The following is a 13,827-nucleotide window of genomic DNA, read 5'->3' on the forward strand; positions in this document are numbered from 1 at the left end:
CGACACGCCTGAAGGAAACCAACATGAACCACGACATCATCATCACCTGTGCCCTCACCGGCGCCGGCGACACCGTAGCCAAAAGCCACCTGGTCCCCGTCACGCCCAAACAGATCGCCGAAGCTGCCGTCGAAGCCGCCAAGGCTGGCGCCACTGTGGTCCACTGCCACGTCCGCGACCCGCAAACCGGCCGTTTCAGCCGTGACGTCAACTTGTACCGCGAAGTCATGGAGCGCATCCGCGAAGCCGACATCGACATCATCGTCAACCTCACCGCCGGCATGGGCGGCGACCTGGAAATCGGCCCCGGCGAACGCCCCATGGAATTCGGCCCAGGCACCGACCTGATCGGCCCACTGGAGCGCCTGGCCCACGTCGAAGCGCTGCTGCCGGAAATCTGCACCCTCGACTGCGGCACGCTCAACTTCGGCGATGGCAACGCCATCTACGTCTCCACCCCCGCGCAGCTGCGCGCCGGAGCCAAGCGCATCACAGAACTGGGGGTCAAGGCCGAGCTGGAAATCTTCGACACCGGCCACCTGTGGTTCGCCAAGCAGATGATCAAGGAAGGCCTGCTCGACGATCCGCTGTTCCAGCTGTGCCTGGGCATCCCCTGGGGCGCGCCGGCCGATACCACCACCATGAAAGCCATGGTCGACAACTTGCCACAAGGCGCGACCTGGGCCGGTTTCGGCATCGGTCGCATGCAGATGCCGATGGCCGCCCAGGCGGTGCTGCTCGGCGGTAACGTGCGGGTCGGGCTGGAAGACAACCTGTACTTGGACAAGGGCGTACTGGCCAGCAACGGCCAGCTGGTCGAGCGCGCGGTGGAGATCGTCAGCCGACTCGGTGCCCGCGTCCTGACCCCGGCAGAAGGTCGGGAAAAAATGAATCTCAAGCGCCGTTGATGCCATTGGCAGCAGGCCTGCCCTTGAAACAGACAGCGCGCAGATGGCACCGGCTGCGCCGGTGTTCGCGGGCAAGCCCGCTCCCACAGGATTAGCGTCAAGCCAATTTTCTCTGTTTACCCTGAGGACTCGACATGCCTTTCATCACCGAGATCAAAACCTTCGCTGCGCTGGGCAGTGGCGTCATCGGCAGTGGCTGGGTTGCCCGGGCGCTTGCCCACGGCTTGGACGTGATCGCCTGGGACCCGGCGCCCGGCGCCGAAGCGGCCCTGCGCCAGCGCATCGCCAATGCTTGGCCGGCACTGGAGAAACAAGGCCTGGCCCCCGGCGCGGCGCAGCAGCGCCTACGCTTTGTGCCCACCATCGAGGAATGCGTGCGCGATGCCGATTTCATCCAGGAAAGCGCCCCAGAGCGGCTGGAGCTGAAACTGGAACTGCATGCCAAGATCAGCGCTGCGGCCAAGCCCAATGCGATCATTGCTTCGAGCACTTCGGGACTGCTGCCGAGCGAGTTCTACGAGTCCGCGACTCACCCCGAGCGCTGCGTGGTTGGCCATCCGTTCAACCCGGTATACCTGTTGCCGCTGGTCGAAATCGTTGGCGGCCGCAACACCGCACCCCAAGCCATCGAGGCGGCGAAAACCATCTACACCGCCCTTGGCATGCGCCCGCTGCATGTGCGCAAGGAAGTCCCAGGTTTTATCGCCGACCGCCTGCTCGAAGCACTCTGGCGCGAGGCCTTGCACCTGGTTAACGATGGTGTGGCGACCACCGGTGAAATCGACGACGCGATCCGCTTCGGCGCGGGCCTGCGCTGGTCGTTCATGGGCACCTTCCTGACCTACACCCTGGCAGGCGGCGACGCCGGGATGCGTCATTTCATGGCCCAGTTCGGCCCTGCCCTGCAGCTGCCTTGGACCTACCTCCCAGCGCCACAGCTGACCGACCAACTGATCGACGATGTGGTCGATGGCACCGCCGAGCAACAAGGCGAACGCAGCATCGCTGCACTTGAGCGCTATCGTGATGACTGCCTGCTGGCGGTGCTCGATGCGGTCAAGACCACCAAGGCCAAGCACGGCATGGCTTTCGGCGAGTGAGGAGACAACCATGCCGGCACTGATCACCTATCGCACCCCAGTGTTGCAGGACTGGGTCGACTACAACGGCCACCTGCGCGATGCCTATTACCTGCTGATCTTCAGCTACGCCACCGATGCGCTGATGGAGCGTATCGGCCTGGACGCCGACAGCCGTGGTCAGAGCGGGCACTCGCTGTTCACCCTGGAGGCGCATATCAACTACCTGCATGAGGTGAAGCTCGCCAGCGAGGTGTGGGTGCAGACGCAGATTATCGGGTTCGATCGCAAGCGCCTGCACCTGTATCACAGCCTGCACCGGGCCGGCTTCGACGAGGCCCTGGCGGCCAGCGAGCAGATGCTCCTGCATGTGAATCTGGCAGGGCCGAAGTCGGCGCCGTTCGCTGAGCTCAGCCTGGCACGGTTGCAAACGCTAGTAGACGAACAGCAGGACCTGCCCGCTGCACAATTCGTCGGCCGGGTGATAAAACTCCCGAGTTAAAACATTCACCTGCCCCAAAAAATAACCCCGCAAAGCCGTGAGCTAGCGGGGCCAAGAGCGAGCAACATCCACCGTGACGTGCGAGGGTGACCAAACCCTGCGTTGCCGTGAATGACCCCAGTGTGCTGACTTCCCAGGCAATTGATTTAGCCGGGAACGACCTGTTCTTAGCCAAAGCAGTCATTGCGACATTCTGTCCTTGCCGGTACGCGGGGTTGGTCACAGAATCGACTGACAATCACAGCAGCACTCTCTTAGCGATAAAAGGGACAACAGCCATGATGCATGCGGATTTGATTGATCAGGACGACCTGTTGGGCCACCTGCGCGCGCGGGGCTTCGACATTCCGGCCGGGGCCAGTGCCGAACAGGCCTGCGAAGCGGTGGTGCGCGGGCTGACCGAGCCTAATGCGCGAGCGCTCAAGGGCATGGTCGAGCAGATGTATACCGGTAGCGCGACGATTCTGCCGGCGGTACGCCAAGCAATCGAGCAGCAGCTGCTGCCAGCATTGGCGCAGTACAGCAAGCGCGCTTGAGGATTTGCGAGGGCTGCGCCCTCGTTCGCGGGCAAGCCCGCTCCCACAGTGATCGCACTGATCTTGAGGGCGCTGGGGTAACATTTCTGATCATGCCCTGGCACCAGGCCTAGCTCACAGGCTCCCCGCCACCCTCAAGATCAACGCCCCCTGTGGGAGCGGGCTTGCCCGCGAAGGGGCCGGCACGGTTACGCAGGCTGGGGCTGAGTCTCCAGCTCGAGGGTGCGTTCGAACAACCCCGCCAAGCCTGGCTGGTGCGTCACCGCCAGCACCGTACACGCCGGCAATTCTCGCCTGAGCATCACCAACAAGCCTCGCGCCGACTCGAAATCCAACTGACTGGTTGCCTCATCCAGATACAGCGTATCGGGCTGGAACAACAACGCTCGGGCTAAACTCAGGCGCTGCTGTTCACCTCCCGAAAGCACCCGCTCCCACTCGGCGTGATCATCCAGGCGCCCGCGTAATCCGGCCAAGCCCACCTTGTCCAGAGCATCGATCAGCAGCGCATCGTCCATCTCCCTCAGCTGTGGATAAGCCAGCAAACTTCCCAAGCTCATGTGCGGCAGATACGGCTTCTGCGGCACCAGCAAACTGCGCCCGGGCGGTAGCTGCCAGTCGCCCTGGCAATACGGCCACAACCCTTGCAAGGTGCGCATCAAGGTCGATTTACCCAAGCCACTGCGCCCCGCTAGCCGCAGCCACTGGCCCTGCCCCACTTGCAGGTTCAGACCACTGAGCAAGGCACTGCCATCCGGCCGGCAGACGGTCAGCTCCCGTGCGCACAGGCAGCTACCCTGCGGCGCCTTGACCAGCTGCTGACGGCTGGCGCGAATCGCCCGCTCAAACTGGTCAAGGCGCTCCAGCGCCGCACTCCAGCGCACCAGCTTGTGGTACAGCTTGATGAACCAGCTCAGTGAGTCGTGCACTGCGTTGAAGGCACTGCGGATCTGCATCAACCCGCCGAGGGTGATGGCCTTGGCCATGAACGCAGGCAGGGCAGCGAACACCGGCACGATCAGGCTGAAGCGCTGGTAAGCGACGGTGAACAGGCTCAAGTCGCGCTCGCGCCCCATCAATTGCCGCCAGTTCTGGGCAATCGCCGCGAAACGCTGGGCCAGTTGCTGGCGCTCCACGGATTCACCGCCATACAGGGCGATCTGCTCGGCGTGGTCGCGTTTGCGCAACAGGCTGGCGCGAAAATCCGCCTCACGGTGCTCGCGTTGGTAATTGAGTGCGTGCAACGGCTTGCCGATCCAGTGGGTCAGCGCGCTGCCGATCAGGGTATAGGCCAGCACGATCCACACCAGGTAGCCATGCACGCTGAACGTCTCGCCAAACAGGCTGAAGCTCTGTACGCCCGACAGGTTCCAGAGGATCACCACGAAGGCGCCAACCTGAGCCAGGTTGATCACCAGCGAGGCCACCAGTTCGATGCTCAAATCGACCATCAGATCGACGTCCTGGGCGATCCGCTGGTCGGGGTTGTCTGGCTCACCCGTCAGGCCGAGCCGATAGAACGCTTGCTCGGCCAGCCAGGCGTCGGTGAGGCGCGCTGTCATCGCCTGGCGCCAACGCAGTACCAACGCCTTGCGGATGTAGTCGATGGATACGTAGATCAGCACGTAAAGGCCCAGATACAGGGTGTACTCACCCACCAAGCCGTACAGCCCAGTTGTGTCGAACGCCGCCAGGGTATCGTAGAAGGTCTTGCTCCAGCTATTGATCAGCACGTTGATCTGCACCACCAACAAACCGAGGCCGATCACCGTCGCCAGCATCAACCAGGCCTGCCACTGCTGGCGGTCTTGCCAGAACGGCCGGCTCAGCCGATAGAACCTTCGCAGGGTGTTCACAGCGCCTGCTCCAGGGCAGCGGCCGAGGGCAGCAGGCGCAGCTGGACCTGGTTGGCCGCAGGGAACAACTGGCGCGCCTGCTGCTGTACAGCCGGCAGGGTCAGCGCCTCAGGCAAGCGGGCCTGGCTGCTCAGGTAGCGTGGATCCTGCCAGTGCCGTTCGCTGAGGATCAGGCGCTTGAACTGGGTCTGCGGGTCGTCGCGGCGCTGGGCCTCCTGACGCGACAGTTCGCCCTGCGCCGCAGTTAGCCACTGCCCATCGACGCTGAGCTCGGCCAGGGTCTTCTGCGCCAGCGACCACAACTCGTCCACTCGCGCCGGGTCGCAGGTGAAGTTCAGCCGGCTCTCGATGCGCTGGGTATCGGGGTTCAGCTCGCTGTCAAAACGCAGGCGATAGACCCCCGACGCCTCGCCACGCAGTTGTTGCTTGAGGCGTTGGTTGGCCAGATCGCGCAGCAGTGCGACGCGCATGGCGGCCTCCGGGCTCCAGCTATGCGGCTGATAGCTGCTGGCATCCAGCACCACCCGAGGCTCAAGCGCAATAGGCAGGTCATGGCGCCGCTGGCCAGGCAGTTGCAGAGCCGGCTCGGTGACCAGCGCCGTCTGGCGTGGCAAGCCCGCGAGCTGCTCGCGCACCCATTGCTGCAAGCGCGCAGGCTCGACATCGGCCATCAGGTAGTACGTCACCGGGGCACTGGCCAAGCGCTGCCAGTCAGCGTCAAGCTGCTCAAGGCTCAAGGCTTGCAGCGCCGCTTCATCCGGCGCTGGCCAGTAATCTTCACCGTATTTGAGCGCCCGTTGCTGGGCCTCATGCTGGCCACGCACATCGTCCGGGCGAGTGGCCAAGCGTTGCAGCAACTCATCGCGCGCTTCGCTGAACAGCACTGGGTCGATGCGCGCCTGCTGGCTGATGCGATAGCTCTGCAGCAGGGTTGCCAGTTGCTCAGGGCTGCCACTGCTGTTCAGCTGCAAACGCTGTGGCTGGTGCTCAAGGCTGAGGGTGGCTCGGTGTTGCTGTCTCCAGGCAGCCAGCGCCTCGACGCTGCCCTGCTGGATACCGCTGCGCAGCGCCAGTTGTGCAGCCATCTGCACGCGCCAGCCAGGTACGCCTGGCTGGCCGTAGCCTGCGGACGACTCCACTTGCAGCAGGGCCTTGCCCTCAGGGCCATTGCGGCGCAACCACACCAGGCGATCACCGTTGCTCAAGGTCCAATGTTCGACCTGCTCCTTGGCAAATACCTGGTGCTTGCTGAGCGTACCTGCAGGCCCTGGCGCAGGGGCTACAAAAGCCGCCACTGGCGTGGCGTTGCCAGTGTTGGTTAGCGGCGCCGCCAGGCTCGTCTGGGCAAGACTGGCCTGGAGCGCGTCCACCTCGGCCACGGTGGGCAGCTGCAGCAATGAAGTGCCTGGGGCACTGACTTGCAGGACGCGATCGGGGCTGCCGAGCCAACGTTGCAGACGCTGCTCCAGGTCCGCCAGATCGATGTCCTCCAGCACCTGCAAATAGCGCCGGGCGGCGGCATGGCGCTCGACTACGCTGGCCTCTGGCGCAGTGGCATTGTTCAACTGCTCGACCCACTGCTCGAAGCTGCGCGGCGCTTGGTTGGCCAGGGTCTTCTCGCCCAGGCTGCGGATGTGTGCCTGTTCACGGGTAAAGTCCGCCTGGCTGAAGCCATGCTGGCGCAAGCGTTCGATTTCCGTCAGCAACTGGCGCAGCGCCCGCTCATGTGCCTGGCCTTCGACCCCAGCGGCGATCCCCAGCACGGTCGACTGACGGCCGATCAGGGTTTTCTGCGCAACCAAACTGCGTACCCCCGACTCCAGCGGCTGGCGGCGCAGGCTGTCGAGCAACGCGGCCAGGGTCATGCGGTCGATCAGCCGCTCGCGCATGGCTGCGCGGGTGGTGCCGCGGCTGGCAGGCTCGTGCAGGCGCAACAGCAAGGCGACTTGGTTGCTGCCTGATTGCGGGTCTTGCAGACGGAAGATCTTCAGTTGGTTATCCAGCGGCAAGTCGCGGTGCTCGCGCAGCGGGGGGCTGGCGCCTTCGACCTTGCCGAAGCGCTGCTCGATCTGCGCCAGCATCGCCGCAGGTTCGAAGTCGCCGACCGCAGAAATCACCATGTTCGAAGGCTGGTACCACCTCGCCTGGAAGTCTTGCAGGCTGGCCAGGCTGGCGCTGCGAATCGCCGCTTCGTTACCGATGGTACGGTGCTCGGGGTAGCGCGAACCGACCCGCTGCGAAGCGGTGCGTTGCTGATTCATGCGCTGCGCCACGCCCAGGCCGCCACGCCACTCCTCGATCACGATCGGCCGCTCGCGCTCCAGATCCGCGGCACTGTAGTCGCCGGCGAACACCAGGTCGGCCAGCGCCTGCAAGGCCTGCGGGGCCTGGCGTACGCCGGCGGGCGGGCTGAGCATGTACTGGGTGCGCTCATAGTTGGTCAGCGCATTGAAATGCCGACCCTGCACCCAGCCCAGCCCGGTCATGCGCTCACGCAGGTTTTCACCCTGCCCGGCCCGGCTGTGGAACACCAGGTGCTCGACCAGATGGGCCACGCCGATCTGGTCATCGGCTTCGTCGACAGAGCCGGCGTTGACCGTCAGGCGCACATCGAGCCGCCCCGCTTGGGTTGTCTCGCGCACCAGCCGGTATTGCAGGCCGTTGGCGAGGGTGCCCTGGCTGACCCGGTCATCCCAGGGTAACGGCGCATCGGCTTCGGGGAGCGCCACGCAGGCGCCGAGCAGCAATGGGCCGAGCAGGCCCGCAATGAGCTTTTTCATCAGGTTGTCCACGGTTTATAGAGGAGAAATCAGAAGCGGTAGCCGACTTCCAGCCAGTACTGGCGGCCGACTTCGTAGCTGACCACGCTGACCGACTCGCGACTGGCGATCTTGTTGACCTGGTCGGTCACGTTGGTCACATCGACGTTGACGAAAAACGCCTGGTCCTTGCCGGTGGGGATGTCCCAGGCCACGCGCATGTCCCAGGTCGGCGCCGCCGGGGTGGCGACGGTCTCGTAGCGGCTGAGCACTTCGCCGTTGACCTCGACATCCGGGTCGACCTTGACCACCTGGTCGTAGGCGCCGCGATAACGCAAGAAGTTGCTGATCGACAGGTTCCACTGGGGAATGTCGGTGATGGTGGTCAGCCGTGCGGTCCAGGGGCGGTTGAAGTCGCTGGCGGGCAACTCGTGATAGGCAATGCGCTTGCCGTCGAGCACCACATCCTCGCCAGATAACTCTTCGCCATCCAGGCCTGCCTCGTAGGTCGAGCCGTAGGCGTCCTTGTTGCGCGACCAGTCCAAGGCCAGTTGCAGGCTGGTGCTGGTGCCGTAGAAACGCAGCGGGCGCATCGGCGTGACGGTCAGGCTGAGGTTCTCGCTCTCACTGGTGCCGGCATTGAGATAGGCGTAGTAATCCTTGCTGTAGCCCTCGGGAATGTCCTTGGCATCGAGGTTGTAGTAAGGCCGGGTGCGGTAGATCTGGTCGTGGCCCTTGCGGTTGACGTACTTGAGCTGAAATTCGGTGTTGAACCAACGCTGGTTGAGGCCGACCATCCACTCATCGTCGTAGGGGATGTCCATGGTCGAGAACTTACTCATGTTCTTGTTCTGGCTCGCCAACTGCCACTCGGCGGTCTGGCTGGCACGGGTGTAACGCGAGGTATAGGCCTGACGACCGTCGGCCAGGCGGTACTTGAACAGGTTGCGCCCGTAGTAGCGGTTAGCGCCGAACACCAGCACCGTGCTGCGGTCGCCGAAGAAGTCATAGTCACCGGCAAAGCGTGGCGCCAGGCTCTGCTGCTCCATGTAGTCGTCGCCTTCATAGCGCAGGCCGGGGCGCAGGGTGAGGTTGCCGTAGCCGATCTCGTCCTGGACGAACAGCGCGTACTTCTTCTGCGCCATGTCGATCTGGCCAGCGCCGTAGTTCATCATCGCCGAGGCGTACTGGCGGTTCATGCCATTGAGCATCAAACCTGTCGAGCACAGCGGATCAGCGCCACAGGAGGTGCCGTTGTCGCGCTTGAGGGTGGTCACCGAGGACGCTGCGTCCTCACGCTCCCAGCTCGCCTGCTGGTAGCCCAGTTCGATACCTGTGCTCAGGCTGTGTGTCGCCGTCCCCAGGTTGAAGGTCTGCCAGTCGGCCTTGAGCTTGTAGTCGACGCTACGCTGGGTCTGGTAGATGCTGCCGAACGCACCCTCGGCACTGCGCGCGCTGGTGGCATCGGGGTTGCCCCAGTTCTTGCTCTCGGACCAGTACCACATGACCACGTCGTCGCGGTCGGACTCGCGAGAGGCATACAGATCGCTGATCGCCAGTTGCTGGGTCCAGCGGGCATGGTCGCCTTCATAGATCGCCTTGAACGAACCCTGCCAGCCACCATTGATGTTGGTGTAGCCCGAGTCGCGGTAGTCCTCGCGAAAATAGGTGTTCTCCTGCGGGGCGTAGACGATCGAGGTGTCCAGGCTCAGGCGGTCGTTGACCGTCCAGTAGGTCTTGAGCAGGAAGTTGTCGAGGGCCCGGGTCTGCTCTTGCTCATTGTCATTGACGGGGCTGTTGTAGCCATTGTCGTAAGTGCGCAGCGGCAGGTATGAGCGCTTCTGCGAGAAGTTGAACAACGCACCGAAGTTTTCGTTGAAGTGGCCTTCGAGGGTGCCGCGCAGGGTGGTCTTCTTGAACTCCGGCTGATTCTTCTCGTTGGACGAGGTCTCGAAGGTTTGCTTGTTTTCCCGGGTGATGTGGTAGCGGGTCCACTCCGAGCGGCTCATGGCGTAGGAGATCTTGCCGTGCAGGTCCTGGCTCGGGCGACGGGTAATGGCATCGACCACCCCGCCATTGAAGCCGCCAAATTCCACCGGCACGTTACTGTCGTAGACCTTGATCTCTTCGAGCAGGTCGGCATCCAGGGCAATCCCGTGCGAGCGGCTGGGCGCAGAGTCGAATTGGCGGGTTTCACCGTAGCCGTGGGCGCCGGGATCCAGATCGTTGTTGATCGAGATGCCGTCGATCATGAAGTTGTTCTGGTAGAACTTGGCGCCGTTGATGCTGATGTCGGCCGGGTCGATCTCACCAGGGGTGTTGGAGCTTTTCTGCTCGGTGCTGAACTGCACGTTGGGGTGCATCTGCAGCATGGTGGTGATGTCGCCATTGGCGCCGGGAAAGGCCTGGATCGCCTTGCGGTCGATGACCGTGGCGCCCATGAAGCTGTTCTCTTCGGTATCACCGAGGATCACCGTGTTGTGTAGCTCTAGCGGGCCATCGGCGCTGCTTTGCAGCAGGCGAAAGACCAGCGCGCCGGACTCGTAGTCCCAGGTGATGCCGCTGCCCTGCAGCAGCCAGGACAATGCCGCCTCACTGCTTAGCTGGCCGCTGATGGGGGTCGACTGCAGGCCGTCGAGCAGATCCGGGTCGACGGTCACTTGCAGGCCGCTTTGCTGGCCGAAGTTGATCAGGGCGATGGCCAGTTTTTGCGCAGGGATGTCGAAGGCGTGCACCTGAGTCAGCACGGCGCGCTCGGCAGGCTCTTCGGCATAGGTCGGTAGCGTCAGCAACGCACAGCACACGCCCAGCATGCCGCCCCCAGCGGCGTTTTTCAGGCGCAACGACCAATCCCGCGCTAGGCGCGGCCTGCGGCTTAGTACTTCAGTCATCCCACGTCCCCGCCCCGGACAGATGCCGGGCAGCAAAAATGAATACGAATCGATCTCAGTTGTTGCGCGCGGGGAACAAGACGGGGCAGTTCAGGGATTTTTCAGAAAATTTTGAAATATTTTTTCAGCGGAAGATTTTTGGGGCCGCTGTGCGGCCCTTCGCGGGCGAGCCCGCTCCCACAGGGATAGCGTTTGCCTTGAGATGGCGCGGTACCTGTGGGAGCGGGCTTGTCGGGACGCCGAACCGCCGCGAAGGGCCGCACAGCGGCCCCAAAAATCTCAAGGCCTGCTCAGGATAACCAACCAAGGCCCATAAGCAGTGACCTTGCCGCCATGCGGCCGTACCACAGCACTCAACGCCGCCTCTGGCTTACGCAGGTCATACACACCGGTAACGCGCTGCTCTCCCAAGCTCTGGTCACGCAACACGACCTTGCCCGGCAGATACCGCTCCAGCTCCGCGACCAGCTCTGCCACCGTGGCTTCATCGGCGATCAACTGCCCCTGGCGCCAAGCCGCCGCCTGGGATGGCTGGAAGCTGCGCACCTGTACCAAACCGTCGACATAGCGCAGCCGCTGCCCAGCGCTCAAGGCGCTGGCCAAGGCCTGCGCCCGCTGCGTGTCATCGACGCGCACCGAGCCATGTTCAACATCAATGCCCACCCCACCTGGGCGCAGTTCAACGTTGAACGCCGTGCCAGTCACGGTGACCCGCACCGCATCGGCGCGGACATGGAAAGGCTTGGCTTTGTCTGGCATGACCTTGAAAAATGCCTGCCCGGCAAGCAGGCGCACGTCGCGGTGGCTGCCGGCGTAGTCCACGGCAATCGCCGTGTCGCTATCCATCTGCACCACGCTGCCGTCGGCCAGGGTGATATCGCGGGTTTCACCTTGGGCAGTGCGGTAGTCGGCCTGCAAGCGCACGCTCAGCGTCGGCGCAATGGCCACCAGCAAGCACGCCGCTACCGCCGCACCCAGCCACCAGCGCCGGCGCGGCGCTGTTCGGGTAGGCAACGGCACCACCTTAGCCGCTGGCGCCGGCGGCCATTGCGCAGCAGTGCTCGGCGCCAACTGACCGGTCAGGCGCCAGATCCGTTCGGCCTTGCCATACGCCTCGGCGTTGGCCACATCACTGGCGCACCAGTGCGCAAGCTGGGCACGCAACTGAGTATCGTGCGGAGCCTGCTGCACGCGCATGAGCCAGTCCAGGGCCTGGTCGCGGCGGCTGGATACGGGGTCTGCTGACGTCATGTCCGGCAAGTCTCCTGGGGGCTTGAGGGCGCGAAGGGTCGCACAGAGTCGGCCCGTTCGGCAAAAGACGCGCCAGCATGGTTTTTTTTCAGCACGCTCGTCACAACTCCCCCTCCAGCCGTTCCAGACAATGGCGCAAGGCATCGTGGACCAGTTGATGCACCAGGCTCACCGACACCTTCAGGTGCTCGGCCACCTGCTGCAAGGTGAAGCCGCCCAAGCGGTGCATTTCGAAGGCTACGCGAGTGCGTTCGGGCAGCTCCTCCAGGGCACGACTGATCGCCGCCAGCTCGTTTTGCTGGCTCACGGCTTGCTCGGGTGAGGCGCTGCTGGCGGGCAGTTCGGCGAGCATCTCGTCACCGCCAGGCTGGGCCTTCTCGGTGGCGCTGCGGCGGGTTTGGTCGAGCGCCAGGTTGCGCACGATGCGGTACAGGTAGCTGGCCGGGTGGCGGATATCGGCGGTGTCATCGTGACGGCTGAATCGCAACCAGGCTTCCTGGACCACATCCTCGGCGCGGGCACGGCAGCCAACGATCGGCGCGGCGTAGTCGACCAACGCCGGACGATGGGTCAGGTACAGCTGCAGTTTGTCATCCGCCACGGAGTGGTATGCCAGGGAACGTTGGGGGCGGCGATGTTACCCGTAGTTGCGAATCATTATCAATCTATTGAATGACCAGAATAGTCTCGATTGGCTGCTCCGACCTCATCGCCGGCCAGCCGCTGCCACAGGGTCTGTTGCGCTGCAAAACCTGTGGGAGCGGGCTTGCCCGCGAAAAGCACGACGCGCAGTCAGAGCCTTACGCTGGCAAACGTCGACTCGTTACGCGCCTGGCTAAGTGCCGCCAACGGCCCGCTGTGCGGCGACAGCGCCATGGCCTGCGGGATCGGCATCATCGCCACCTGCTGGGCGGTGTTGGAGCCAACACGCTCATCGCGCGGCGGAATGCCGAAGTACTCGCGGTAGCACTTGGAGAAGTGCGGCGTGGAGACGAAGCCACACACCGAGGCCACTTCGATGATCGACATCGGTGTTTGCTTGAGCAGCTGGCGGGCGCGGATCAGTCGCAGCTTGAGGTAGTAGCGCGATGGCGAGCAGTGCAGATATTTCTGGAACAACCGCTCGAGCTGCCGGCGCGATACCGCCACATACACCGCGAGCTCGTCGAGATCGATCGGCTCTTCGAGGTTGGCCTCCATCAACGCCACGATCTCCTGCAACTTCGGCTGATTGGTGCCGAGCATGTGCTTGAGCGGCACGCGCTGGTGATCTTGCTCATTGCGGATGCGCTCGTAGACGAACATCTCGGAGATGGCTGCCGACAGTTCGCGACCATGATCGCGGCTGATCAGGTGCAGCATCATGTCCAGCGGCGCAGTGCCGCCAGAGCTGGTGAAGCGGTTGCGGTCGAGGGTGAACAGGCGGGTGCTCATGTTGACCCGCGGGAAGGCTTCCTGCATCGATGCCAGGCATTCCCAGTGCACGCTGCAATCAAAGCCATCGAGCAGCCCGGCACAGGCCAGCGCCCAGCTGCCGGTACACACCGCACCCAGGCGGCGCGACTGGCGGGCCTGGGCTTGCAGCCAGGTGACATGCTCGCGGGTGACGGTGCGCTGGATACCGACTCCGCCGCAGACGATCACGGTATCGATCGGCGGCGCGCTGTGCATCGCTGCATCAGGGGTGATCTGCAAACCGTCACTGGCCCAGACCTGGCCACCATCGACCGTCAGGGTGTGCCAGCGATACAGCTCGCGACCGGAGAGTTGGTTGGCCATGCGCAGCGGCTCGACGGCCGATGCCAGGGAAATCAGGGTGAAGTTGTCCAGCAGGAGAAATCCGATGGACTGGGGTGCTGTGCGGTTCTGGGTTTGGGTCCCGGAGGTGTACGACGTCATCGCGATTTCTCCTCACACAAATGCAGGGTGTGCCTCAGGCGGGCACTGTTCTTGTAATGGCCCCAGTTCGTTTGCGGGGGCTTTGCCAATTCCAACGCAAATGGCATGCCTGAAATTGAACGCGCATCCAACAAAATCCAAAAACG

The 13,827-nt window shown here is 63.6% G+C and carries 10 protein-coding genes; 4 read left to right on the forward strand and 6 right to left on the reverse strand.

Annotation, left to right across the window (positions count from 1 at the left end):
- Positions 1 to 23 precede the first annotated feature (23 nt).
- The 4 genes from cdhC (at position 24) to HU737_RS20895 (ending at position 3,025) form a co-directional block, all read left to right on the forward strand.
- Positions 24 to 908 carry a 3-dehydrocarnitine:acetyl-CoA trimethylamine transferase CdhC gene (gene cdhC, locus HU737_RS20880; protein WP_186552780.1) on the forward strand — a complete coding sequence of 295 codons (885 nt, stop codon included), beginning with the start codon at positions 24 to 26 and terminating at the stop codon, positions 906 to 908.
- A 134-nt stretch (positions 909 to 1,042) separates the two neighbouring features.
- Positions 1,043 to 2,008: an L-carnitine dehydrogenase gene (locus HU737_RS20885; RefSeq protein ID WP_186552781.1), complete on the forward strand. Its 966-nt coding sequence runs from the start codon at positions 1,043 to 1,045 to the stop codon at positions 2,006 to 2,008.
- 10 nt (positions 2,009 to 2,018) lie between these two features.
- Entirely contained in the window at positions 2,019 to 2,489 is a 471-nt protein-coding gene (locus tag HU737_RS20890) for a thioesterase family protein (RefSeq protein WP_186552782.1), read from the forward strand.
- A 278-nt stretch (positions 2,490 to 2,767) separates the two neighbouring features.
- Entirely contained in the window at positions 2,768 to 3,025 is a 258-nt protein-coding gene (locus HU737_RS20895; protein WP_186552783.1) for a hypothetical protein, read from the forward strand.
- Positions 3,026 to 3,213: 188 nt separating this feature from the next.
- Here the strand turns inward: HU737_RS20895 and HU737_RS20900 are convergent, their stop codons facing one another.
- The 6 genes from HU737_RS20900 to gbdR all read right to left on the reverse strand — a co-directional run bounded on the left by HU737_RS20900 (position 3,214) and on the right by gbdR (position 13,681).
- Positions 3,214 to 4,881, reverse strand: a complete 1,668-nt coding sequence (locus HU737_RS20900; RefSeq protein WP_186552784.1) for an ABC transporter ATP-binding protein/permease — start codon at positions 4,879 to 4,881, stop codon at positions 3,214 to 3,216.
- Entirely contained in the window at positions 4,878 to 7,661 is a 2,784-nt protein-coding gene (locus HU737_RS20905; RefSeq protein WP_186552785.1) for a M16 family metallopeptidase, read from the reverse strand. The genes HU737_RS20900 and HU737_RS20905 overlap by 4 nt, the downstream gene beginning before the upstream one ends.
- 29 nt (positions 7,662 to 7,690) lie before the next feature.
- On the reverse strand, positions 7,691 to 10,531 hold the full coding sequence (locus HU737_RS20910) for a TonB-dependent receptor (RefSeq protein WP_225915630.1): 2,841 nt from the start codon (positions 10,529 to 10,531) through the stop codon (positions 7,691 to 7,693).
- A 279-nt stretch (positions 10,532 to 10,810) separates the two neighbouring features.
- Positions 10,811 to 11,782, reverse strand: coding sequence for a FecR family protein (locus HU737_RS20915; RefSeq protein ID WP_186552786.1), 972 nt, complete (start codon positions 11,780 to 11,782; stop codon positions 10,811 to 10,813).
- Positions 11,783 to 11,882: 100 nt separating this feature from the next.
- Positions 11,883 to 12,383 carry a sigma-70 family RNA polymerase sigma factor gene (locus HU737_RS20920; RefSeq protein ID WP_186552787.1) on the reverse strand — a complete coding sequence of 167 codons (501 nt, stop codon included), beginning with the start codon at positions 12,381 to 12,383 and terminating at the stop codon, positions 11,883 to 11,885.
- Between the two features lie 191 nt (positions 12,384 to 12,574).
- Positions 12,575 to 13,681 (reverse strand): choline metabolism transcriptional regulator GbdR, encoded by a 1,107-nt coding sequence (gbdR, locus tag HU737_RS20925; RefSeq protein WP_186552788.1) that lies wholly within the window; start codon positions 13,679 to 13,681, stop codon positions 12,575 to 12,577.
- Positions 13,682 to 13,827 lie beyond the last annotated feature (146 nt).

The organism is Pseudomonas urmiensis, from assembly GCF_014268815.2.
Lineage (GTDB): Bacteria > Pseudomonadota > Gammaproteobacteria > Pseudomonadales > Pseudomonadaceae > Aquipseudomonas > Aquipseudomonas urmiensis.